Below are 22,948 nucleotides of genomic sequence, written 5' to 3' on the forward strand. Positions count from 1 at the left end.
GGCGGTCGCCCCGCATTGCCCGCTTGGTCCAATCGCGCTTGCGGCCTGCCTGCAGGTCGATGCCGTCAGCTACAATGCCTTCATCCAGGAGCAAAGCCTCGGCATTCACTACAACAAGAGCAACGACATCCTCGACTACATCTCTAATAAGGAGGTGTTCCACTATGCCGATGGTTTCGTGTCTATCCCGCAGGGCCCCGGCCTTGGCATCGAGGTGGACGAGGCCTATGTGATCGAACGTGCGAAAGAGGGGCATCGCTGGCGCAACCCGATCTGGCGTCACGAGGACGGCAGTTTCGCCGAGTGGTAAGGGTGTCCGTCATGTCCAATCGTCTGCTCGACAAGCGTATAATGATTACCGGCGCAGCGCAGGGCATCGGCCTTGCGATTGCAAAGGCATTCGCGCGCGAAGGCGCGAGCCTGTTTCTGATCGATCGCGATGAGGCGTTACTCCAAGAAGAGACTGCGAAGCTTACGGATGAGGGCTATCGCGTCAGCGTGCGCTCGGCCGATATCACCGATGCCAGGGCAATTGTTGCGGCCGTCAGCGCGGCGGAAACCGAGATCGGGCGCATCAACGCGCTGGTCAACAATGCTGGCGTCAACGTGTTTTCCGAGCCGCTGGAGACCAGCGACGAGGAATGGAACCGCTGCTTCGACATCAATCTTAAGGGCGCATGGAACTGCTCGAAGGCGGTTCTGCCTGGGCTGATCGAACAAGGCGGAGGCGTGATCCTTAACATCGCCTCGACCCATGCCTTTACCATCATCCCGCATACGTTTCCCTATCCGCTGGCAAAGCATGCGCTGCTGGGCATGACCAAGTCGCTGGGGCTCGAATATGCGCCGAAGAACGTCCGCGTGAATGCGCTGGCGCCCGGCTATGTCGCGACCCAGAAGGTCATCGATTATTGGAATGGTTTCCCCGATCCTGAGGCGGCAAAGGCCGAAACGATGAAGTTGCACCCCGGTGGACGTATCGCCACCCCGCAGGAGATCGCGATGGCGGCCGTATTCATGATTTCGGACGAATGCCCGTTCATGAACGCCACCTGCCTGACGGTGGATGGCGGTCTGAGCGTCCAGCAGCATCCTGCCTGAGCCCAGTTCGCGTAAACACCTTGCCTAAGCATCGGGCGGTAGCATAGACCTGTGTCGTGTCAAACGTCAGCGGGGCGATATAAGCCCCGGGAGAAAATCCCCGATATGAATGATCATGCGCCGTCCGATATCTATGCAGTTGCTGACATTCATGGACGCGCTGATCTGCTTGAGGTTCTACTGCGCCACATTGCCACCGTCGCTGAGGAACGCCGATCAAAACCAATCGTGATTTTCCTCGGTGATCTGATCGATAGAGGCCCGCAAAGTCCAGCTGTGCTTGATCTGGTCGCCTCGACACTTGAGCTGTACCCCGGTTCGCAGCTCATCCTCGGCAACCACGATTTTTATCTGCGCTCGTTGCTTCGCGGGGAATTGTCTCCGGCGGACGCCGTCAACTGGATGGACTGGGGAGGGGTGGCAACCCTCAGCGCCTATTCGCGGCGGCCGGTGCCTGATTTCAAGCCTATAGCCGCAGACATACGAAGCGCTTTCCCACATCACGCCGTTTTGCTCGATAACGCGCTGACCTATAGGCAGATCGGCGGGTTTTGTTTCGTACATGCGGGAATACGCCCCGGTCTTCCCCTCGCCGAACAGGACGAATACGATCTGCGCTGGATCCGGGCGGGCTTTCTCGACCACATTGACCCTTTCGACCATATGGTCGTGCATGGTCATACGATCACAAACTCGCTGCGCCCGGAAGTTTATGACAACCGTATCGCGCTTGATACCGCAGCCTATAGGACTGGTCGTCTGAGTGCTGCCGTTATTCGGCAAGACAGACTGTCGCATTTCATCTGCACGGCACTGAGCGCGCGCGGGGAGATCTCCGTTGAAGAGTGGGGTGCGAGCATTGTAACTCGCGCTGCTTCCTGACCAGAAACGATGGTTCTTAAAGATCGGTCGCAAGCTGGCCGATCCTGTGGGATGCGCAATAAATGTCCCATTCGCGGTCACTTCGTCGCTCGTGGGGAGCTTTCAGCGCGAACTGCCGGACGGGCGTTAAAGTTTACTTAGCCACCTTGATTGGTGCGCTAACGACCACAGGAACCGACTGGCAGCTTGGAACTTTATCCCGACAAGGTTGTTGGAAGGTTGTGGATCACGCTTGATCTCGCCTAAAACGATCTGGAGTGCGCACTTCCGCTTTTGACCTGGGTCTTTGGCCCTGGGGCTCATGCCCTTTCAGGACATAACGGAGGAGAAAATGATGTACTTGAAATCAACGATTGCCATACTGGCCGCCGGCTGCGCCAGCGTCCTCGTTCCACCGCAGGCAGCGGCGTTTGACGTCGGAGGATCGAACGGGATCAGCATCAACGGCAATGGCGGCGGGCTCAACGTGTCCATCGGCGGCGCCAACGGCGTCAATGCCACGGTTGGTGGCGGTTCGAACCTCGCCAATGTCTCCGTCGGCGGGGCCGGCGGTGTGAACGCTGATGTCGGCGGTAATTCGACCGGCGGCCTTGGCGTAAATGCGACAGTTGGTGGCTCCGGTGGCATCAACAGCGCCACAACGGTCGGCGGCAACAATTCGTCCGGTGGCCTCGGTGTTGGAACGACAGCAACGATCGGTGGAGCAAGCGGCGTCAACGCCGATGTCGGCGCAACCGTCGGCGGGTCCAGCATCGCGAATGTAGATGCCGTGGTCAATGTTGGTGCCGGTGACAACACGCTTGCCGATGTCAACGCCAATCTCGGTGTTGGCGGCACCTCCGGTGGTAGCGGCACAAACAGCATCGTCGATCTCGGAACAAACGCCAACATCGGCGGCGTGAACGGCGTCAACGCGGATGTCGGTGCGACGGTTGGCGGATCGAACCTCGCGACTGTCGGCGCTATCGCCAATGTTGGGGCGGGCGACAATACGCTCGCCGACATAAACGCCAATGCCACGGTCGGTGGGGGCTCAACCGGAAGCGGTTCGACAAGCGGCGGTCTAGTTGACGCTGACGTCACCGCGAGTATCGGCGGTACGAATGGTGTCAACGCCGGTGTTGGCGCAAACGTTGGCGGTTCTGGCCCCAGTGTCGCTGCCATGGCCAACGTCGGTTTGGGTGATAACACGCTAGCCGAAATCAGCCTCGCAATTCCCGGTTCCGGATCGGGGGGCACGGATCCAGGTACACCAGGTGTCCCCGGTACGCCTGGAACACCTGGCAATCCCGGAGGCCCCGGCGCAACCAATCCCGGCGATGATGCCAATGGCGATACCGGCGGCGACCGCAGCCGCAGCCTGGCGATGATCAACGACATGTCCGCCAGAGACCGCGCCAAGGCCAAGGCTAGCTGCAAGGACGTTGTACGCTCCGGCGGCTTCGAGGCAGGCCTCGTCAGCCTCTGCAAAATGGTGATGGCAAGCCGCTGATTTCGCTGAAAGTCACAAGGGCGTCGGTTTCGACGCCCTTTCTGCGTTCACTCGAACAGGTCTGGATGATCCGCTTCGATCTGCGGCAGGTCCGACAGAATGCCGTTGAGGTGCGCGCGCATGGCAGCCACCGCGGCGTCCGCATCGCGTCCGTCGATGGCCGTGATGATGGCCTCATGCTCGGTGATCAGCCGCATCATGGAATCGGGGTGGCGAAGCTGCAGATTGCAGACACGGTCCATATGCGCCTTGATGTCGGCGATGGCACTCCAGGCAAGACTGCAGCCGGCGCCCTCCGCGATCGCGATATGGAACTGCTCGTCCTCGCGGCGGAATGCGTTGTGGTCATGTGCTTCCATGGCCATCCGCTGCTTGCCGATGATCGTGTCGATCCGGCGGCGCGTCCAGCTGTCGAAGGTCTCACTTGCGCGGCGTGCAACGGCGGTCTCCAGCGCCTCGCGCACGAAGCGCGCCTCCATCATCTGCCGCGCCGAGATGCGAACGACGACCGTGCCCCGGTTTGGGCGCACATCGACCAGCTTTGATCTCCCGAGCGCGATCAGGGCCTCGCGCACCGGTTGGCGTGAGACACCCATGCGGGTGGCGATCTCCTGCTCGGAAAGTCGCGTGCCCGGCGCAAGTTCCAGCTTGATGATCTGCTCGCGCAGGTCACGCTCCACTTGGGCCGCAGCGGTTTCGCCGGTCTCAATCTTCAAGGATTCGAGGTTCATGTCTTTCGTCGCCGTCATGCGTTGACATCCAATTTAAACCACCATACAGTACCATACAATTCAAACGCAACATAAATCCGGTGGTCTGAAACCGGATAAAAAGGGAGGGCCGACACGATGTGTCGGCTTTAAGGGAAACGTGCTGTCCAATTTCATTGCGCCTGATTCCGGTGATCCGCGGCTGAACATTAAATCCCGCTACCAGATGCTTGTCGATGGCAAGTCGGTAGATGCCGCGTCTGGTCGCACGATTGACCGTGTCAGCCCCGGTCACGCGGGCGTCGTCGTTGGTACCTGGCCGGAAGCCTCGGCCGATGATGTCCGCCTGGCGGTTGCGGCTGCCCGCCGGGCCTTCGATACAGGCCCATGGCCGCGCATGTCCGGTGCGGAACGCTCGCGGCTCATGTTCAAGGTGGCTGATCTCATCCTCGCGCACCAAGAAGAGCTGGCTCTGGCCGAAAGCCTTGAGGTTGGCAAGCCGATCGCGCAGGCACGCGGCGAGATCGGCTTCTGCGCCGACCTCTGGTCCTATGCCGCCGGTCAGGCGCGCGCTCTGGAAGGCCAGGCCCACAACAATATCGGCGACGATCGCTTAGGCCTGGTGCTGCGCGAAGCTGTCGGCGTCGTCGGCATCATCACCCCGTGGAATTTCCCCTTCATCATCGCCTCCGAGCGCGTGCCGTGGGCGATCGGCGCCGGCTGCACCGTCGTCCTCAAGCCTTCGGAATTCACCTCGGGCACGTCGGTCCGCATGGCGGAACTGGCGCGTGAGGCCGGTATTCCCGATGGCGTCTTCAACGTCGTCACCGGCTACGGCGATCCGGCCGGCCAGGTGCTCGCCGAAGATCCCGGCGTCGACATGGTGGCCTTCACCGGTTCGGTGCGCGTCGGCACAAAGCTTGGCGAGATCGCCGCGCGCAGTGTCAAGCGCGTCGGGCTGGAGCTTGGCGGCAAGGGCCCGCAGATCGTCTTTGCCGATGCGGACCTTGAGGCTGCCGCCGATGGCATCGCCTATGGCGTCTACCACAATGGCGGGCAGTGCTGCATATCAGGCAGCCGGCTCCTGGTTCAGGAAGGCATACGCGACGCACTGATGGAGCGCCTGCTCGACATCTCGCGCAAAGTGACATTCGGCGATCCGCTGAACGATCGCACCAAGATCGGCGCGATGATCTCCGAAGCCCATGTCGGCAAGGTCCATTCTTACGTGGAAGCCGGCATCGCATCCGGTGCCGAACTGTTGCTCGGCGGCGAGCGCGTCGGCAAGGACAAGGGCATCTATTACGCCCCTACCGTGTTTGCCGGCGTGAAGCCCGAGATGTCGATTGCCCGCGAGGAGATTTTCGGACCGGTGCTTTCGACCTTGACCTTCAAGACCGCGGATGAAGCCGTCGCGCTCGCCAATGCCAGCGAGTTTGGTCTTTCCGCCTCGGTCTGGTCGACCAATCTCGAAAACGCCATGCAGAGCATCCGCCGCATTCGCGCCGGCCGCTGCTGGATCAACAGCGTCATCGACGGCACGCCGGAACTGCCGATCGGCGGTTACAAGAAAAGCGGTCTCGGCCGTGAACTCGGCCGCTATGGCTTCGATGAGTATTCCCAGTTCAAGGGCGTGCACGTGACGTTCGGGCGACCGACGCCGTGGTTCGGCTGACAGGGGAGTGACGGATAGGGCGTTTCGCTTTTGGGAGAAGGCGAGACGTCTGGGAGGAAAATCTCGGCCGGCGTGATCTTTGGTCGGAGCCCGCCAGCCGAGACTTGGGTCTTTCGACCCACATTGCACATCCATAAGGGAGGATACGCAAATGAAATTGACCAGGTTGAAAACCGCAGCACTTGCCGCGGGTATCGCCACGATGATGACATCTACGGCATTGGCCGCCGACGTCAAGGCAACGATGATCATCTATCTCGATCCGAGTGTCCAGTTCTTCAACCCTGTGGTGAAGGGCGCCAAGGACGCGGCGGCACAATTTGGCGTCGATCTCGACGTGCAATATGCCAATAACGATCCGGTTCGCCAGAACGACCTGATCGAAAGCGCGACGGCAGCAGGCGTCGATGGTATCGCCGTCGCCATCTCGTCGTCGGATGCCTTCGACGAGAGCATCTGCGCGGCGGTCAAGGCCGGCATCGTCGTCATCGGCTTCAACAATGACGATCTGGAAGGCGCCAAGGGCAATTGCCGCCAGGCCTATGTCGGCATGAACGAATTTTCTTCCGGCTACGAGCTCGGCAACCGGATGATCAAGGAATTCGGCCTGAAATCCGGCGACGTCGTCTTCAACCCGCGCGAGATCCCCGAGGCCAGCTTCGCGGTCGCGCGCGGTGGCGGCATCGAGAAGGCGATGAAGGAAAACGGCATCAAGGTCGAGACAGTTCGCGCCGGGCTTGATCCGGCCGAGGCGCAGAACATCATGGCGCAGTTCCTGATCGCGAACCCGGGCGTCAAGGCCGTGTTCGGCACGGGCTCGGTCACTTCGACCGTCGGTGCCGGCGCCATCAAGGATGCAGGTGTAAAGGTCCCGTTCGGCGGGTTTGACCTTGCGGTCGAGATCGTCAATGCGGTCGAGTCTGGTGCGATGTTCGCGACCATGGACCAGCAGCCTTATCTCCAAGGATACTATCCGATCGCGCAGATCGCGCTGTCGAAGAAGTACGGACTGACCCCGACTGATGTCGACACCGGCCAGGGCGCCTTCCTCGACAAGTCGCGCATCAGCTCGGTCAAGCCGCTGATCGGCAGCTTCCGCTAACCGCGTTTCGTGGGGGCCTGCCGGCCAGGCCGGCAGGTTCTCCGTCTCCAATCGATCGAGTACCAGACCGTGACACCAATTCTTGAGACCAGTGCCGCGCCCCGGTCGCGGACGCAGAAACAACCGATGATCCGGCAGATCATGGCAATGCCGGCAGGCGCGATCTTCCTCGTCTTCATGACGCTGCAGATCGTCTGCATCGCAGGCGCCTTGCTCTATCCTGATCAGTTCCGCTACCTTTCGCCACAAAACCTGACGATCCTGATGAAGGCGATCCCTGTGCTGGGCTGCCTGGCGCTCGGCGCCGGCGTGCTGATGATCGCGGGCGAATTCGACCTTTCCATCGGTTCGGTCTACACCTTCACCGCCATCTTGATGGCAAGCCTTGTCGGCGCCGGAATGAGTGCCTTCATAGCCGCGCCGCTCGGCGTCTTGGCCGGGATCATGATCGGCCTCTTGAACGGCCACATCACGCTGCGCTTCGGGCTGCCGTCCTTTATCGTGACGCTTGGCGGCCTTTTGTTCTGGCGCGGCGCGGTGCTGCTCTATAACGGTGCGGTCCAGGTTCGCTTCGATCCGGAGCCGATCTTCACCAGCCTGTTTTCCGGCACGCTGCTTGGCATCAATGCCGCTTTCATCTGGATCGTTTTATTCGTCGTCGGCTTCCACTACCTCGTCCATCGTCACCGCTTCGGCAACCATGTGTTCGCTACCGGCGGCAATCGCGGTGCGGCCGAGGCGATCGGCATCAACACCAACCGCGTCAAGCTGGTAGCCTTCGCGATCGCCGGCGGCATGGCGGCGGTGGCCGGCATCATTGCAACCGCGCGTGTTGGCAGCGTGCAGCCGGGGCAGGGCGCCGGACTGGAGCTTCAGGCGATCGCGGCTTGCGTCATCGGCGGCTTGTCGCTTCGCGGCGGCCGGGGCTCGATCATCGGCATCTTCCTTGGCGTGCTCTTGATTCACACCATCACCGACGTGCTTTTGCTGCTGCGTGCGCCGGGCTTTTATCTCGACATGTTCATCGCGACGCTGATCGTGCTGGCCGCCATCTTCAACCATCTTATCGAGCGGCGAGGTCTTGCGTGATGTCGGCCCCCAATCTTCTTGAACTGCACAACATTTCGAAAAGCTTCGGCGCGCTGACCGCGCTGCGCAATCTGAGCTTCCATATCGGCGAAGGCGAAGTGGTGGGGTTGCTCGGTGACAACGGCGCCGGCAAGTCGACAACAGTCAATCTGATCTCAGGCATCCACAAGCCAACGGACGGCTATCTGAGCGTCGACGGCAAGAAGACGGCGTTCACCTGCCGGTCGGACTCCGCCGATGCCGGTATCGAGACCATCTATCAGCATACGGCGCTGGTGGATTCGCTTTCGATCACCCGCAACATCTTCATGGGCCGCGAACTTACCGATCGTTTCGGCTTCCTGCGTCAGCGTGAAATGCGCGAGATTGCCATGGAGGTGTTGCAAAACGCGGTGCACATTTCCGGCATCGATAGCCCCGATACACTCGTCGGCAATCTCTCCGGCGGCCAGAAACAGGCTGTCGCCATCGCCCGCGCCGTCTATTTCAAGAAGCGCGTGCTGCTCCTCGACGAGCCGACGTCTGCGCTGTCGGTGCGCGAAACTGAGGCGCTCTTGAACCAGGTGCTGAAGCTCAAGGCGGAAAACGTCTCGAGCGTGCTCGTCACCCACAACATCTACCACGCCTATCAGGTCTGCGACCGCTTCGTCATCATGAGCCACGGCACCAAGGTGTTCGATGTCGACAAGGCGGACACGACGATCAACCAGCTGACCGAATATGTCGTGCTCACCTGATCCCGCTCAACACACAGAAGGGGCATCGCCCGTGACCATTTCAGTATCAGTACGCCAGGTCGTCGGACCCGAAGATACCGCACGGCGCAACACGCAGGGCCTGCGCGACGGTTTCGTGATCGAGGATCTGTTTCGGCCAGGTGAAGTCAATCTCACCTACAGCCATCTCGATCGCATGATCGTCGGCGGTGTCATGCCGCATACGATGCCGCTTGAGATCGCTGCCATTGCTGAGACCGGCACAGAGCGTTTTCTCGACCGGCGCGAGGCCGCCATCGTCAATATCGGCGGCGCGGGCACGGTCAGCGTCGCGGGCAAGCCTTACGAACTTGGCTTCCAGGAGGCGCTCTATGTCGGAATGGGCGAGGGCGCCTTGAGCTTCGCCAGCAAGGACCCGGCGGCGCCGGCGCTCTTTTACGTCTTGAGCGCGCCAGCGCACCGCACATACCCCACGGTGCACATCACCGGCGAGATGGCGAGGAAAGTGATCGTGGGCTCGGCGGAAGAATCCAACGCCCGCACGATCAACCAATACGTCCACCCCGATGTCTGCGACAGCTGCCAATTGCTGGTGGGGCTGACGAGGTTCGAGCCGGGTTCGGTGTGGAACACCATGCCGGCGCATGTTCATGATCGCCGCATGGAGGTTTATCTCTACTTCGGCATGCAGGAGCAGACACGCATCTTCCATTTCATGGGCGAGCCCAGCGAAACGCGGCATGTCGTCTTGAAGAACCACGATGCCGTGCTGTCGCCCGGCTGGTCAATCCACTCTGGTGCGGGAACCGGCCGCTACGCCTTCATCTGGGCGATGGCTGGCGATAATATGAGCTTTACCGACATGGACAAGGTGCCGATGGAAGACCTGCGATGAGCCTGTTCGATCTCACCGGCCGCTGGGCTATCGTCACCGGCGCCAACACCGGCATCGGCCAGGCTATCGCGGTTGGTTTCGCGCAGGCGGGCGCCGATATCGTCGGTGTCGGCCGCTCGGCAATGGACGAGACAGCGGACGCGGTCATATCGACGGGGCGCCGGTTCGTATCGCTCAAGGCGGACCTGTCCGATACCGGGGAGGCGAGGGACGTCATCGAACGCGCCCTAGCCGCCGGCGCCTCGCCCGATATCCTCGTCAACAATGCCGGCATCATCCGTCGCGCCGATGCGCTGGAGTTTACGGAAGAGGATTGGGATGCGGTCCTCGACACTAACCTGAAATCCGTCTTTTTCCTCTGCCAGGCTTTCGCGAGGGCTGCATTGGAACGACAGTCGCCGGCAAAGATCATCAATATCGCTTCGCTTCTTTCTTTCCAGGGCGGCATCCGAATTCCGTCCTATACGGCGGCGAAGAGTGGGCTGGCCGGGATCACCCGGCTGATGGCGAACGAGTGGGCCTCGAAGGGCATCAATGTGAACGCCATTGCGCCCGGTTATGTCGAGACCAGCAACACCGAGGCGCTTCGCGCCGATGCCGAGCGCAGCGCCGACATCTTGAAGCGCATTCCGGCCGCCCGATGGGCCAAGGCGGAGGATATGGCCGGCACGGCGGTTTACCTCGCTTCGCGCGCTTCCGATTATGTTCATGGCACGGTATTGCCAGTCGATGGCGGCTGGCTTGCCCGATAGGAGATGATGATGGCCGATCACTACACACTTCCCGATGACATCACCTGGACAGAAGTCGCGCCCGGCAACAATCGCGCCGTGCTATCGCATCGCCCCGAGGCGATGCTGGTCGCTTTCCGCTTTGAGCCAGGTGCGATCGGCGCGCTGCATTCGCATCCTCACACGCAGGTAAGTTATGTCGCAGAGGGTGCTTTCGACGTGACAATTGACGGAGTGACAACCAGGCTCGATGCCGGTTCCAGTTTCATCGTCGCGCCGAACCTTGTTCACGGCGTGGTCGCACTGGAGAAAGGACTATTGATCGATACCTTCACACCAAGGCGCGATGACTTCCTTTAAGGCGGGGGGCGACGCTCGACCTGACAGCGTCTAGGCCGACTGTCTAAGAATGATCTCGGCATTCAATAGGACCTGCTCGGGCACGCTCAAAGCCGATCCCTCTGTTTCCTGGTCGAGCTTTTGCAGCAACAACTGCATGGCAATGCGGCCGATGTCGTTGTAGCTCTGCGCGACGGTGGTGATCGGCGGGCAGGCGTAGCGCGACAAAGGGTGGTCGTCGTGGCCGGCGATGCGCAGGCTGCAGTCGGGCGTGCGGCCGATTTTCACGCCTGCCTGAAAGGCTGCTGCTATGGCGCCGAATGCCACGCGGTCATTGGCGCAAAGAACGGTTGCGGTCGGGAAGCCCCCGCCTTCGAGAATGCGCTTCGTTTCTTCATAGCCAAATTTCTCGAAGTCCCAGCCCGCCGCCTTTTCGATCGGCAGCACGATCGGCTCCATCCGAAGTTCGGTCATCGCCTCGATATAGGCCGTCTCGCGGGTCGACGCGTTGGTGTTGACCGACGGCATACCGAGATAGCACGGCGGCTCTCCTGACCGGCACAGATAGTCAACGATCAGTTGAAAGCTCTGGCGGTTGTTGGTGCCGACAAAGGGAGAGACGTCGTCCAGTGGCGAGTCAACAAAGATCAGCGGGATCGACGCAGACAGCGCAAGCAGGGTCTCATGGTGTGATTGCACGCCAAGCGGGGCAATGATGGCACCTGCGACGTTCATCGACTTCAGCGTTTCGATGGCGCGTGCTTCCATCAGGGCATTGCCATCCGACGACAGCACAAAGGCGAGAAAGCCGGCATCATTGGCGATGAGCTCGACCCGGCGCGTCAGCGCCATGTAGAACGGGTCGGTGGAGTTGGGAATGATGATGCCGATGATGTTGCTGCGTCGGCGATTGAGATTGACCGCAAAGAGGTTGGGACGGAAGCCGCTCTCCTTGAGGGCAGCTTCAATGATGTCGCGGGTCTTGCGCCGCACGGAGCCCGGGTCGTTGAAGTACTTCGAAACGGTCGGCCGCGATAGGCCGACATACTCGGAAAAGTCCTCCATGGTTCTGATCGGCCTGTCTGACAAACGCGCGTCCCACTCATTCTTATTTAATCGATTGAAATATTTGACGCATTTCAATCAAAACTTTTGCGCCGGTGCAAGCCGCGCCTTTAGGCGCGGCAGGCTTCGAAGTAATCTTCCAACACGCGGTCGACGGCGGCAAGCGCTAGCGAACGTGCGTCCGGCTTGACCTTGCCGTCGCGCACGCCGACATAGGCGCCGGTCAGATACTGGTTGATCAGGGTCTCGGGGATCTGCACGCCATCAAGCAATGAGAATAGTGCCTTTACGGCCGCGTCGATCTCCGGCTGCGGCCAGTAGTAGCGAATACGGTCGCTGTAGCTGAAGTGACGCTGAATGTGCTTATCGTCGTCCGAACCGTGGTAATATTTGTCCCAGTTCTTCGGATCGGCCGTCAGAACACGCTCGATGGTGGCGATCAGCGTCTCCTTGCGCTTGTCTGGAAACAGGAACTCAGCGATCTGGTCGAGCCCGTAATAGGCTTCGCGCAGTGCAAAGGTCAGGCCGGGGCCAACTTTCAAAATAGCGAAACCATCCATGACGAGCTGCCGAAGCATGTCGCGGGTCTGATAGTCGGTGGAGTGAGCCTCAAAAACCATGCCCGGCATGTCTGAAAGCGTGGCGCTCAGTGCAGCCGCTTTTTCCGGAGCGTAGGCGATGACGTTTTCATTGCCGAATTCCACGCCAGGCTGGACAACCGCGCCGACAACTCGAGTGAAAGCGTCGGATACGCCAGCGGCCACGAAAGCCTGGCGGTGAATGGCGATGGTTTCGCGCGCGGCTTCTGGCTTGGTCACCTCAAGTTCTTCGATCTCTTCCATGGCGCCGCCGGGGATCGGCACTTCGGTGCCGACGATGTAGACAGGCTTGATGCCGTCCATGCCCTGCAGCGCCGCCTCGGCCACGGCAGCGAGCTTGGCAGCGCGCTCAGCGGTGATCGCGTCGGGCAGGGCAACCGGCTCGCCGGCGCAGCCCATGCTGGTGTCGAGATGCAGTTTGGTGAAGCCGGCCTTGGCAAAGGCCTCGATCATGGTGGAGGCTTTCGCCATTGCCTCGTCAGCGGGCAGGCTCTTCCATGGATTGGGACCGAGATGGTCGCCGCCGAGGATTAGCTTTTCAAGCGGGAAACCTGTATCGGCGGCGATCTTTTCCACGAAGTCGCGGAAATCGGCCGGCGTCATGCCGGTATAACCGCCATCCTGATTCACCTGGTTGCAGGTGGCTTCGACGAGTAGGTGGGCGCCCTGCTTCAGCGCATGCAGCATCGACGCCTCGATAACGAGGGGATGGGCCGAGCAGATCGAGGGAATGCCCTTTGCGCCGCTGCCGTGGCGCCATTGTGCGATATCCGTGAGGTAGCTTTTCTGCATGTCAGGCTTGTCCTTGCGCTTTAATGAGGGCGTCGAGTTCGGCTTGGGTCGATGCGCCTTCCATCGGGCCGGCCTTGGTGACGGCGCGGGCGCCGGATGCGTTGGCGTAACGCAACGCTTCGGCGGGATGCATTCCCTTCAGCCAGAAGGTGACGAAGGTCGCGCCGAAGCAGTCGCCGGCGCCGGTGGGATCCACTTCCTCGACTTTGTAGCCCTCGAGATTGATCTGGGTGGTCCTGTCGAAGTAGCTGGAGCCCTTTTCGCCGCGCTTGATGACGATCGCCTTGATGCCCTTGGCGAGCAATTCGGCGACCGCCTCCTTCTCCGTCTTTGCCTCGGCGAACAGGAAGAGTTCCTCGCCGCTCGGCATGAATAGATCGGTCACTGAGAGCACGGTCTGCAGCGCCTCGCGCATGCCCGGACTATCGAGGATTTCAGGGCGCAGATTGGGGTCGAAGGACACGGTGCCGCCGGCGGCCTTGATGCGTTCGACTGCTGACAGGATACTCCTCACCACGCTCGGGGCATAGAGAGCGGTGCCCATGACGTGCATGTGGGTGCAGCCGTCGATCAGAGCCAGCGTCTTGTCCGATAACTCGATCTCACCGCATGCGCTGTGGCGGATGTTGAAGACGAAGGCGCGGCTGCCGTCCTCGCGGTAGCGCACGAAGGCGCTGCCGGTTGTGCCATGTGCAACGATCTCGATGCCGGAGACATCGACGCCGTCCGCGGTCAGGCGGTTGATGTTGACCCAGCCGAAATCATCATCACCGACGCGCGAGATGATCGCGCAATCCTGGGCGAGCTTGCCGACCTGATCGATGAAGATGGCCGGTGCGCCCGAAGGAAAAGGACCGATCAGCGGCACGGCTTCACGAAAGCCGTTGCCGCGATTGGTAGCGACGATTTCGACCAGAATTTCGCCGATGGTGAGGATTTTCGACATGGCTTCTTGCTCTTGAGGATTACTGCTTGGCGCGCTTGGAGCGCACGTCGAGATAGACGGCGACGAGGATGACGAGGCCCTTGACGATGAGCTGGTAGAAGTAAGGCACTGACAGCATGTTCATGCCGTTGTTGAGCACGCCGATGATGAGCGCGCCGATCAGCGTGCCGATCATGGTGCCGACGCCGCCGGCAAGGCTGGTGCCGCCGAGAACGGCTGCTGCGATGGCGTCGAGCTCGTAGCTCATGCCCGCGTTGGTCTGGGCGGAGAACAGACGCGAGGAAAGCAGGATGCCGCTGATCGCCGCCATGATGCCCGAGATCATGAAGATGATGATCTTCAGGCGATCGACCTTGATGCCGGAATACAGAGCCGCCTCGCGGTTGCCGCCGGTCAGATAAGCGCGTCGGCCGAACTTGGTCTTGCTGAGCAGGATGTGGTTGAACAGGAAGAGTACCGCGACGACCCAGATGACGATCGGGATGCCGATGAAGCTCTGGGTGCCAATGGCCGTCCAGGTCGGCTCCATGATCATGGCAGGCGCGCCGTTCGTCGGCAGGCTGACCATGCCGCGATAGATGCCCATCGTGGCCACCGTGACGATGAAGGATGGCAGCAGGAATTTCGCCGTCAGCACGCCGTTGGCGAGACCCAAAAGCGCGCCGGCTGCGAGTGTCAGGACGAGTGCCGGAACGAAACCCATACCGAACGCGAAACATTGCGCGCCGACCATGCCGGCGACCGCGATGATCGATCCGATCGACAGGTCGATCTCACCGAGCAGGATCACCCAGGTCATCCCGAAGGCGGCGATCGCGATGACCGAGACCTGTTGCAGCACGTTCAGAAAGTTGGCAACGGACATGAACCGTTGATTGGTGATCGAAAAGATCACGCAAAGGACGATCAGCGATAGGAAAATACCGCCATACTGCTTCATTACCTGCCGGAATGCGGCATTGGCTGCGTGTCTGTCGCTCATGATACAAATCCCGTAGCAAAGCTCATGATCTTCTCCGGTGTCATCTGATCGCCGGCAACGATGGCGGTGGCCCGCCCTTCGCTCATGACGACGGCGCGGTCGCTCATGCCGATGACTTCGGGAAGTTCGGACGACACCAGCAGGATTGCCGTGCCTTCCGCCGCCAGCTGGCGGATGATCTTGTAAATTTCAAACTTGGCGCCGACATCGACGCCGCGTGTCGGCTCGTCGAGGATGAGGATCCTCGGCTTGGTCAGCAGCCACTTTGCCAACACGATCTTCTGCTGGTTGCCGCCGGACAGTGATCCCGCCGAGGTCTCGAGCGACGCCGTCTTGATGGCTAGCCGGCCGACTTCCACCTTCGCGTCGTCGCGTTCGCGGCGGCGCTTGAGGAAGCCGAAGGGGCTGGAATAGTTGTCCAGCGCCACCATCGAGATGTTACTCTCGACGCTGTGGCTGAGCACCAGCCCCTCTTCTTTGCGGTTCTCGGTGACGAAGCCGATACGCCGGTTAATGGCATCGACGGGGGAGGTGATCGTTACCGCGCTACCGTCGATCGAGATGGTGCCCGATGTCGGCTGCGTCATGCCGAAGAGGGTCTTCATCACCTCCGAACGGCCGGAACCGATCAGGCCGAAGAAGCCGAGGATCTCGCCCGGGCGCACATCGAAGGAGATATCCTCAAACTCGTCGTGGCTGGAAAGCCCGCTCACTGCCAGCACCGGCTTTTCGTCAAGCGCTGGAGCCGGCACGTCGCGCGGAGGGTAAATCTCATTCATGTCGCGGCCGACCATCAGGGCGATCAGCTCGTCGATCGTGGCTTCGGACTTATCGCGCGTGGTGATGTAGCTGCCGTCGCGCACGACGGTGATGTCGTCGCTTAGCCGCATGATCTCTTCCATGCGGTGCGAGATGTAGATTACGGCCACGCCGCGCGCTTTCAGTTGCGCGATGATCTCGAAAAGGATCTCGGCTTCGCTGTCGCTGAGCGAGGACGTCGGCTCGTCGAGGATAACGACCTTGGCGTCGATGCTCAGCCCCTTGGCGATCTCTACCAGCTGGCGCTGGGCGATCGACAGGTCGCCGACGCGCTCCTGGACGGATATCGGCAGCTTCAGATCGGCGACGATCGCCGCGGCCTGGCGCACGAGTGCCTTGTCGTTGATGAAACCGGCCCTTGTCGGCTCGCGGGTCGCGAGAATATTCTCGGCGACGCTCAAATTGTTGCAGAGGCTGAGTTCCTGGAAGACGATCGTCAGGCCCGCTGCCGCCGCGTCCTGCGGGTTGGCTGGCGCATAGGGCTTGCCGTCGAGAAGGATCGAGCCCGATGTCGGCTGGTAGACACCGGCGAGGATCTTCATCAGCGTCGATTTTCCGGCGCCGTTTTCACCGAGGATCGTGTGAACCCTGCCGGGCCGAACCTTCAGCTGCATGTTCTTCAACGCGGTCACCGCACCGAAGACTTTCGTAATGTCCTTGATCTCTAGGATCGCGTTGTCGCCGCAGCTTTGCATGGCGTCACCTTTCACCAAGAGCCGCAGGCATCGGGCAGATGCGTGGGGCGCTCTGACTTGTCGCGAGGATATCGCTGCTTTCCGGCGGCCAGCCCTTCAAAAGAACCCGGCCGCCGGAAGGAGCGGTCACTGTGCGAGACTTGGGACCTTCGCACAGTGCGCCTTGGGAGGACTTTACTGCTTCTTGACGTAGACGCCGGGGACGATCGGCTGCTCAGCAGGCACGTCTTTGCCGGCCTTGAGGTCCAGCGCGGTATCGACGGCGAGCTTGCCCATCTGGTCCGGGAACTGCTGGATGACGCCGACCATGTCAGGATCGCTGTCGACCGCCTTGATCGCCTCAGGCATGCCGTCGAAGCCGATGACCTTGACCTTGCCAGTGAGGCCGGAGGACTTGACCGCAACCGCTGCAGCAAGAGCCGCGTCGTCACCGAAGCCGAAGATGCCGTTGATGTCGGGGTTTGCCTGTAACATGTTCTGCGCGACGGCCAGAGCCTCGGCGCGGGTGATGCCGGTCTGGATCGACACGATCTTGATGTCAGGGTGCTTGGCAATGGCTTCCTTGAAGCCGTTGACGCGGTTCACGACCGACTGGACCAGCGGATAGTCGATGATCGCGACATTGCCCTTGCCGCCGAGCTGCTCAGCCATCAGTTCGCCGGCCTTGACGCCACCGGCGTAGTTGTCGGTGCCGATGTAGGATGAAACCTTGGCGCCTTCGACCGGAACGTCGACAGTGATAACCTTGATGCCTGCTGCCTCAGCGCGGGCGACGGCTGCGAGCGCGCCCTTGCTGTCGACTGGCGACATGATGATGACGTCCACGCCCTTGACGATGAAGTCTTCGATGTCGGCAAGCTGCTTGTTCAGATCCTGATTGGCGATCGCGATCTCGACCGAGACGTTCTTGGCCTTGGCTTCAGCGGTGATCGCCTTTGCGAGCTCGTTGTAGAAAGGATGCTGCTGCGTCAGCAGCGACGCGCCAATGCCTTCTGCCTGCGCGGTAACGGCGGCGAGCGTGAAAGCGGCGGAAACGAGCAGCGACTTTGCGATGCGAGAAATAATCAATTTTTCCTCCCGGAAACCTATCGAGGCTTGTGCTTGGGACCGCCGGACCTGGCCGCCTCCTGAGCCAACCGACGTCGCCTATTCATCATTAAACTTTCCGCGCGTCAACTTCAAAATCGATATGCGTTAAATTAGGTGAGGATTGCGCGTGTTTGTTTGTGCCGCTCATGCCGATGCATGCGCAGCTTGGTTCCGCGTCGCTAATACGATAACGGGATAAGTATCCTCAGCGCTTCAGGCGGTTGCTGGCCATCGCGGCGGCACAGCCTAGAAACTCGTTACGAGGTTCATCTGGATGGCGTTGGAGCGCAGGCCTTTGCCGAATTCGCCGGCGTAGTTCAGCGTCAGCCGCGCCGACTTTGAAAGCTTCGCGGAGACGCCGATCTCCGCCACGACGGAATCGCGGGGCATCTCGGTACCTTCGATTATAAAGGGCGAGCCACCAGAAAACGCCATACGCGAGTATGGCGTTACATCGCCTGCGATATGCCGCCAGCCCAGCAATCCGGAAACGGAGAGGGGCAATTCGTTCTCCGGCCAGTCCATAGCCCAGCGCAATCCAACCGTCGAAGAGGTGATTGCGGCGTTTGCGCCGGCTGCAGAGAGTGCGGCGTCGCCACCCTTCTCCTCAAAGCTATCAGTGTCGAGATTGATGTAGGCGAGACTTGCGAAGGGTTGAACTTTGAGCGCGTCCCACTCGTAAGTCCATGAAAGATCGGCAAAGACCTGGCTGGTGGCGCTCGCATAGTTTGCCGATAGGTGGTCCGTAAATGTGCCGAATGCGATATCGCGCTGCGTGGATGCGTCATTGTGTGCGTAGATGGCGCCTCCGGCGAGTTGCACCGGGCCGATATCGCCCATGGCGTAAAGCCCGGCGTAATAGGAGTTTGCGTCGACCTGGGCGAACGATTGTTGACCAAAGCCGACCACACCGCCGACACGCCAGTGATCGGACACTGGTGCATCGGCCCCGAACAGGGCGCCGTCGACGCGGGTGTCGATCCCGGCTGCGTTGTTTCCTCCCGACAGGACGTTGGACGACAGAAGTCCTGAGGTCCAGAAGGTGACGTCGGTCTCCCGCTGGTGCGGCCCCCAGGCGATCTCGTCGAGAATCGCTTCCCGCGGAAAGCGGCTTTGCCATAGCAACGCGCTTTTGACAGAGGCATGGGCTTCGCCGCTCAGCTGCGCAAAGGCACTCGCGGCCGTGGCGGAATCAAGCGACAGAACCGCGTCGTAGACCACACGGCCCGATCCCATCTGTTCGACGGCCGCAGCGGCAGCCCGGCCATTTGCCGTATTTGCCACATCAGCGAATTGGACGCTATTGCGGTCCAGTCGCATGTCGATGGTGGTGACGTCGTATGTCAGGGTTGGCGACAGAAAGGCGAAGTCGCTTGTCACAGTGTCGAACGTACCCGCAATGCTGTCGCCGGTCAGGATCGTGTAGCTGGTTGCTGCGGCGTAATTGCCGGTCGCTGCCTTGACGGCAAGCGTTCCGCCCTGGATGGAAACGGCTCCCGTGGCATCGACCTTGTCGGAGACGCCTCCCGTCGCAATGTCGACCTGGTAGGTGGATCCGGCGGCGAATGTTACGTCCCCATTGACGCCAAGCGTTGCAATCCCTGGCCCTGGCGCCAATACGCCGCCTGCATTCACTAGGATGCCGCCGACAGTGCCGCTACCTGAGAGAAGGCCGCCGTCGTCTATGCTGACGGCGCCCGATATTGTGCCATCGTTGACGAGCGAGCCGCCGAAAACAGTTGCCGCGCCTGAAATCGTACCGGTGTTGGAGAATGTCCCGGCATTGTTCTGGAGTGCTGCAATCGTTCCGTCGTTTGCAACCATTCCTGAATTCGTCACGGTAGCGGCCGTTGCGCCGCTGTTGTTGACGAAGGTGCCGGCAGCGCCCACTTCGACATTCGCCAATGTCGCATTGTTGACGACGCTGCCCCCGGCCACTGTCGTTGCGCCCGTAACTGCTCCACCCGCATTATTGGTGAATGTCCCGCCGTCGTTCTGGACGGAGGCGATCGTTCCGGCATTGGTGACCGTCCCGGCATTTGTAACGACGCCGGCTGTCGCGCCGGTGTTGTTGACGAAGGCTGCCGTGGCAGCGACATCAGCATTGGTGATGACAAAGTTGTTCGTCACCGCTCCGCTTTTGACGGTGGTTGTTCCTGTAATCGTGCCGCCGGCATTGTTGGTGAAGCTGCCGGCGGTATTGGTCAGGCTCGCGATGGTGCCGGCATTGGATGCCGTGCCGGCATTGGTGACAGCGCCTGCGGTGGCCCCGCTGGTGTTGGTGAACGTGCCGGCTGTGCCGACATCGACGCTATTGAGGCTGGCATTGTTGGTGACGCTGCCGCCGGCGATGTTCGTGTCACCGGTAACAGTTCCGCCAAAATTGTTGGTGAACGTCCCGGCGTCGTTCTGCACGGAGGCGATCGTCCCGGCATTGGTGGTGGTCCCGGCGTTTGTGATGGCGCCGGCGGTGGCGCCGGTGTTGTTGACGAAGGCTGCTGCCGCGGCGACATCAGCGTCGGTGATAACGAAATTGTTGGTAACCGTTCCGCCTTCGACAATGGTCTTCCCGGTTATAGTGCCGCCGGCATTGTTGGTGAAGCTGCCTGCCGTGTTGGTGAGGCTTGCGACTGTACCGGCATTGGACGCTGTGCCGGCACTCGTGACCGTTGCGGCGGTGGCCCCACTATTGTTGACGAAGGTTGCGGCCGCGGCGACATCGGCGTCGGTGATGACGAAGTTATTCGTGACTGTTCCGCCCGAGACGGTCGTTTTTCCCGTCACGGTGCCATCGTTTGTGAAACTGCCTGCAGTGTTTGTGACGCTGCCAACGGTTCCCGCATTTGACGTCGTGCCCGCGTTTGTCACCGCGTCGATGGTCGCTGCGCCATTGTTGACGAGCGTTGCGCCGGTGGAGACGTTGACCTGGCCTGTGGTGCCGTTGTTCGTGAGTGCGGTTCCTGTTGCGACAATGGCACTGCCGAGCGTGCCGTTGACTGAGACATTGCCATTGTTGAGATTGAGCTGTCCGTTGAGTTGGCCATCGAGGGACAAGCTGCCGCCATCGAGACTGACGTCCGAGTTCATCACGCCACCGCTGTTGATGCTGACGCTGCCTGACGTGATCGTCGTGCCATTCGTGCTGGTCAAAACGCCGGTACTGCTGATGGTGACGTTGCCGCCATTCACGTCCAGATGACCGACGGTCGCATCATTGGAAACTTGTGGAGACCCCGCGTCGACGTGTGCTGTATCGTTGGCGTCGGGCGCCGTTGGGGTCCAATTCGCCGCGTTACTGAAATCGTTGTCTGTTGCCCCGGACCAGGCCGATTGAGCGAAGCCATGCGCGGGCAGCGCGATGGACGCCAGTGCCGTAAACAAGCCTAGACGGCGATAGAATGCCGGGAGTAGTTGTTTCATCTGCAGGCCGACGCTTAGCGGGCACCCACCTGATGTCGGCGGGATGATCAATAATTTCTAGCGCCCACATGGTTAACGAAGCGTTAACCATGTGGGCGCGTATCGCCATTCGATGGTGAATATCTTTTTCTCGAGCCCCTCTTTTCGCTTTTCGCGATATGGGCCGATGTATCCCGCGAAAGTCTTCACTCGGCTTGCGGAAACCAACTTTGATCCCGACGAAAAGATGCGCGAATAATCACAAACAGACGCCGGGGATCGGAAGCCTGATTTCCGGATCGACGTCCGCAAACAGTCCCGGCGCTTCAGACGGTCCCTTACAACGCAACCTCATCGTTGCACAATCTGCTCAAATGTTGCTGATCCGCCTTACTTCCATACAGGCATCCTCCAAAACACTGGTCCTGGACACGGCTGCCCTCTAGCAAAAACCGTTGAGCTTCAGGATCCGGAATGCTTCGATTGTCGCCCGCAGGCGATCTTCTGATTTGCGGTCACCACTGTTCGCGTCGGGATGATCGGCTTTCAGGCGCTCTTTATATCGGCTTTTGATCTCTTCAGACGTTGCAACCTGTTCGAGCCCCAAGACTTCGAACGCCTTGACCTCAAGTGGTTTGAGCTTGATCTGCGGTGCTGCTGCCGCCGCGTGGGACCTGTTCGCTATCCCTCGGGCTCTGAGTGATTTCGCTGATCCCGACGGGATAGACGACGGTAGTGGAGCCTCGCGGTGTTCTCGATCGGTCCTCACCCCGCGCGTGGCAATTTTACCCGCAGCTGCGTCAAGCTGGTACCTCGCGACGACGGGGTCCGAATGGCTGGGATAGAAACTGTAACCCTTGGCGTAAATCTTTGAATGTTTCACACAGAAAGACAGGTAAAGTCCCTCTGCGGCGCTCCCGACCGGTGCTCTTTGGACACCAGGGCTATCGCAGCCATCCCACTGGCACCGGGGCGCACTCGGCTGGGTTGGTTTGTCGCTGCTACTGCGGATAGGCCGAATGCCCACGAAAATCTTCGAGTCTGTCATCCGCGCGTTATATGGTGGGCACTCTTTTCTAAGCAAGCTTCAACGCTCATCTAGTTGAAGATCAGTTCGAGATTTGTGATCGCCGAATGATCGACGTAACCCCTGAGCGTAAACGGAATGATTTGGCGATATGCACTGAACTGAGGCTGCCTGCGGTTTGAAGATTTGTCCTAAAGTTGTTCGCCGGCGACCCGCCAGCGCCGTGGTTGGCCCCTGTGGCAAGCACAGGGGTGAGGGTGGAGAGCTTGGCGGCCAAGAGCTTTCACTGCTCGCAAGAGAACGCTCCCTCAGAACCCGAAAGCTAAGATCCCGCCGCTTTTGACGCGAAGTACTGGCTTTCTTGCGGACGCAGAGCTATTGCGGCATTCAACACAGTTCAATGCCTGTGGACGCACCTCAACGCGGCATCATTAAGATTTGATGATGCCGCGTTGATTTGCGTCTGGACCGAAAATTTCCTACACAAAATCAATGGCTTAAAAACGCGATTTTTCATGATTTGCGTCCAATCCGTCGTAGCTGCGCGTCCTAGTTCGCGGTAGCTCTGCGTCTCAACCCTAAAAAGAGGCAAAAAAATACCCGCCAGGAGGCGGGTAGAAGCTGTCGGAAACATGCTGGAAGCGGCTAAACTTTGAAAACCCCAAGGGACCTAACATCGCCGCGCTTGTAGAAAGGGATCACATAGCAGGTCTTTTCAAAGATCGGTTGAACCCCTTTTTCCTCCAGCATCCTCGTGATCTTTCTCACTGTCGAGCTGAGTTCCCTAGCACTACTTTGGCAGA

General features: G+C 60.3%; 20 protein-coding genes. 11 read left to right on the forward strand and 9 right to left on the reverse strand.

What is annotated here, in order from left to right:
• The 4 genes from B3605_RS18890 to B3605_RS18905 form a co-directional block, all read left to right on the forward strand.
• On the forward strand, window positions 1-310 hold a 310-nt coding region (locus tag B3605_RS18890), incomplete at its 5' end, for an enolase C-terminal domain-like protein (RefSeq protein WP_296435514.1).
• A gap of 11 nt (window positions 311-321) precedes the next feature.
• Complete coding sequence (locus B3605_RS18895) at window positions 322-1,101, forward strand: SDR family oxidoreductase (RefSeq protein ID WP_289729554.1); 780 nt, start codon at window positions 322-324, stop codon at window positions 1,099-1,101.
• A 105-nt stretch (window positions 1,102-1,206) separates the two neighbouring features.
• A complete protein-coding gene (locus tag B3605_RS18900) occupies window positions 1,207-1,983 on the forward strand; it encodes a metallophosphoesterase (protein WP_296435517.1) in 777 nt (258 codons plus the stop codon).
• A 334-nt stretch (window positions 1,984-2,317) separates the two neighbouring features.
• Window positions 2,318-3,475: a hypothetical protein gene (locus tag B3605_RS18905; protein ID WP_296435519.1), complete on the forward strand. Its 1,158-nt coding sequence runs from the start codon at window positions 2,318-2,320 to the stop codon at window positions 3,473-3,475.
• A gap of 47 nt (window positions 3,476-3,522) precedes the next feature.
• On the opposite strand, the gene B3605_RS18910 is transcribed toward B3605_RS18905, so the two are convergent.
• Window positions 3,523-4,224: a GntR family transcriptional regulator gene (locus B3605_RS18910; protein WP_162704984.1), complete on the reverse strand. Its 702-nt coding sequence runs from the start codon at window positions 4,222-4,224 to the stop codon at window positions 3,523-3,525.
• A gap of 121 nt (window positions 4,225-4,345) precedes the next feature.
• On the opposite strand from B3605_RS18910, the gene B3605_RS18915 reads away from it, so the two are divergent.
• From B3605_RS18915 to B3605_RS18945, 7 genes are all read left to right on the forward strand, one after another.
• On the forward strand, window positions 4,346-5,860 hold the full coding sequence (locus B3605_RS18915; RefSeq protein ID WP_296435523.1) for an aldehyde dehydrogenase family protein: 1,515 nt from the start codon (window positions 4,346-4,348) through the stop codon (window positions 5,858-5,860).
• A gap of 151 nt (window positions 5,861-6,011) precedes the next feature.
• Window positions 6,012-6,962 (forward strand): substrate-binding domain-containing protein, encoded by a 951-nt coding sequence (locus B3605_RS18920; protein WP_112820326.1) that lies wholly within the window; start codon window positions 6,012-6,014, stop codon window positions 6,960-6,962.
• Between the two features lie 69 nt (window positions 6,963-7,031).
• On the forward strand, window positions 7,032-8,051 hold the full coding sequence (locus B3605_RS18925) for an ABC transporter permease (protein WP_183795221.1): 1,020 nt from the start codon (window positions 7,032-7,034) through the stop codon (window positions 8,049-8,051).
• Window positions 8,051-8,788 carry an ATP-binding cassette domain-containing protein gene (locus B3605_RS18930; RefSeq protein WP_016554332.1) on the forward strand — a complete coding sequence of 246 codons (738 nt, stop codon included), beginning with the start codon at window positions 8,051-8,053 and terminating at the stop codon, window positions 8,786-8,788. Before B3605_RS18925 ends, B3605_RS18930 begins: the two co-directional genes overlap by 1 nt.
• A 31-nt stretch (window positions 8,789-8,819) precedes the next feature.
• A complete protein-coding gene (kduI, locus tag B3605_RS18935) occupies window positions 8,820-9,662 on the forward strand; it encodes a 5-dehydro-4-deoxy-D-glucuronate isomerase (RefSeq protein ID WP_296435537.1) in 843 nt (280 codons plus the stop codon).
• Complete coding sequence (gene kduD / locus B3605_RS18940; RefSeq protein ID WP_296435539.1) at window positions 9,659-10,414, forward strand: 2-dehydro-3-deoxy-D-gluconate 5-dehydrogenase KduD; 756 nt, start codon at window positions 9,659-9,661, stop codon at window positions 10,412-10,414. The genes kduI and kduD overlap by 4 nt, the downstream gene beginning before the upstream one ends.
• 3 nt (window positions 10,415-10,417) lie before the next feature.
• On the forward strand, window positions 10,418-10,753 hold the full coding sequence (locus B3605_RS18945) for a cupin domain-containing protein (protein ID WP_409457219.1): 336 nt from the start codon (window positions 10,418-10,420) through the stop codon (window positions 10,751-10,753).
• A 30-nt stretch (window positions 10,754-10,783) separates the two neighbouring features.
• Here B3605_RS18945 and B3605_RS18950 read toward each other — a convergent pair whose 3' ends face one another.
• The 8 genes from B3605_RS18950 to B3605_RS18985 form a co-directional block, all read right to left on the reverse strand.
• Complete coding sequence (locus tag B3605_RS18950; protein ID WP_112941183.1) at window positions 10,784-11,797, reverse strand: LacI family DNA-binding transcriptional regulator; 1,014 nt, start codon at window positions 11,795-11,797, stop codon at window positions 10,784-10,786.
• Between the two features lie 110 nt (window positions 11,798-11,907).
• Window positions 11,908-13,188, reverse strand: coding sequence for a D-tagatose-bisphosphate aldolase, class II, non-catalytic subunit (locus B3605_RS18955; RefSeq protein WP_296435542.1), 1,281 nt, complete (start codon window positions 13,186-13,188; stop codon window positions 11,908-11,910).
• A 1-nt stretch (window position 13,189) separates the two neighbouring features.
• On the reverse strand, window positions 13,190-14,134 hold the full coding sequence (locus B3605_RS18960; RefSeq protein WP_289729560.1) for a tagatose kinase: 945 nt from the start codon (window positions 14,132-14,134) through the stop codon (window positions 13,190-13,192).
• A 19-nt stretch (window positions 14,135-14,153) separates the two neighbouring features.
• Window positions 14,154-15,116, reverse strand: a complete 963-nt coding sequence (locus B3605_RS18965) for an ABC transporter permease (protein ID WP_018898013.1) — start codon at window positions 15,114-15,116, stop codon at window positions 14,154-14,156.
• Window positions 15,113-16,630, reverse strand: a complete 1,518-nt coding sequence (locus tag B3605_RS18970; RefSeq protein ID WP_112941186.1) for a sugar ABC transporter ATP-binding protein — start codon at window positions 16,628-16,630, stop codon at window positions 15,113-15,115. The genes B3605_RS18965 and B3605_RS18970 overlap by 4 nt, the downstream gene beginning before the upstream one ends.
• A 174-nt stretch (window positions 16,631-16,804) precedes the next feature.
• A complete protein-coding gene (locus B3605_RS18975; RefSeq protein ID WP_112820312.1) occupies window positions 16,805-17,698 on the reverse strand; it encodes a substrate-binding domain-containing protein in 894 nt (297 codons plus the stop codon).
• A 267-nt stretch (window positions 17,699-17,965) separates the two neighbouring features.
• Window positions 17,966-21,139, reverse strand: coding sequence for an autotransporter outer membrane beta-barrel domain-containing protein (locus tag B3605_RS18980; RefSeq protein WP_296435547.1), 3,174 nt, complete (start codon window positions 21,137-21,139; stop codon window positions 17,966-17,968).
• Between the two features lie 421 nt (window positions 21,140-21,560).
• The gene (locus tag B3605_RS18985) at window positions 21,561-22,166 is read right to left on the reverse strand and encodes a J domain-containing protein (protein WP_296435549.1); all 606 of its coding nucleotides are present in this window, start codon (window positions 22,164-22,166) and stop codon (window positions 21,561-21,563) included.
• Window positions 22,167-22,948: the final 782 nt, after the last annotated feature.

It is taken from the genome of Rhizobium sp. UBA1881 (assembly GCF_002338015.1).
Classification (GTDB): domain Bacteria; phylum Pseudomonadota; class Alphaproteobacteria; order Rhizobiales; family Rhizobiaceae; genus Rhizobium.

Coding starts and splice junctions, on each gene's coding strand:
- B3605_RS18970 (WP_112941186.1), bottom strand. CDS start 16,630: ATGCAAAGCTGCGGCGACAACGCGATCCTAGAGATCAAGGACATTACG.
- B3605_RS18985 (WP_296435549.1), bottom strand. CDS start 22,166: ATGACAGACTCGAAGATTTTCGTGGGCATTCGGCCTATCCGCAGTAGC.
- B3605_RS18945 (WP_409457219.1), top strand. CDS start 10,418: ATGATGATGGCCGATCACTACACACTTCCCGATGACATCACCTGGACA.
- B3605_RS18910 (WP_162704984.1), bottom strand. CDS start 4,224: ATGACGGCGACGAAAGACATGAACCTCGAATCCTTGAAGATTGAGACC.
- B3605_RS18980 (WP_296435547.1), bottom strand. CDS start 21,139: ATGAAACAACTACTCCCGGCATTCTATCGCCGTCTAGGCTTGTTTACG.
- B3605_RS18950 (WP_112941183.1), bottom strand. CDS start 11,797: ATGGAGGACTTTTCCGAGTATGTCGGCCTATCGCGGCCGACCGTTTCG.
- kduD (WP_296435539.1), top strand. CDS start 9,659: ATGAGCCTGTTCGATCTCACCGGCCGCTGGGCTATCGTCACCGGCGCC.
- B3605_RS18930 (WP_016554332.1), top strand. CDS start 8,051: ATGTCGGCCCCCAATCTTCTTGAACTGCACAACATTTCGAAAAGCTTC.
- B3605_RS18955 (WP_296435542.1), bottom strand. CDS start 13,188: ATGCAGAAAAGCTACCTCACGGATATCGCACAATGGCGCCACGGCAGC.
- B3605_RS18905 (WP_296435519.1), top strand. CDS start 2,318: ATGTACTTGAAATCAACGATTGCCATACTGGCCGCCGGCTGCGCCAGC.
- B3605_RS18965 (WP_018898013.1), bottom strand. CDS start 15,116: ATGAGCGACAGACACGCAGCCAATGCCGCATTCCGGCAGGTAATGAAG.
- B3605_RS18920 (WP_112820326.1), top strand. CDS start 6,012: ATGAAATTGACCAGGTTGAAAACCGCAGCACTTGCCGCGGGTATCGCC.
- B3605_RS18900 (WP_296435517.1), top strand. CDS start 1,207: ATGAATGATCATGCGCCGTCCGATATCTATGCAGTTGCTGACATTCAT.
- B3605_RS18960 (WP_289729560.1), bottom strand. CDS start 14,134: ATGTCGAAAATCCTCACCATCGGCGAAATTCTGGTCGAAATCGTCGCT.
- B3605_RS18895 (WP_289729554.1), top strand. CDS start 322: ATGTCCAATCGTCTGCTCGACAAGCGTATAATGATTACCGGCGCAGCG.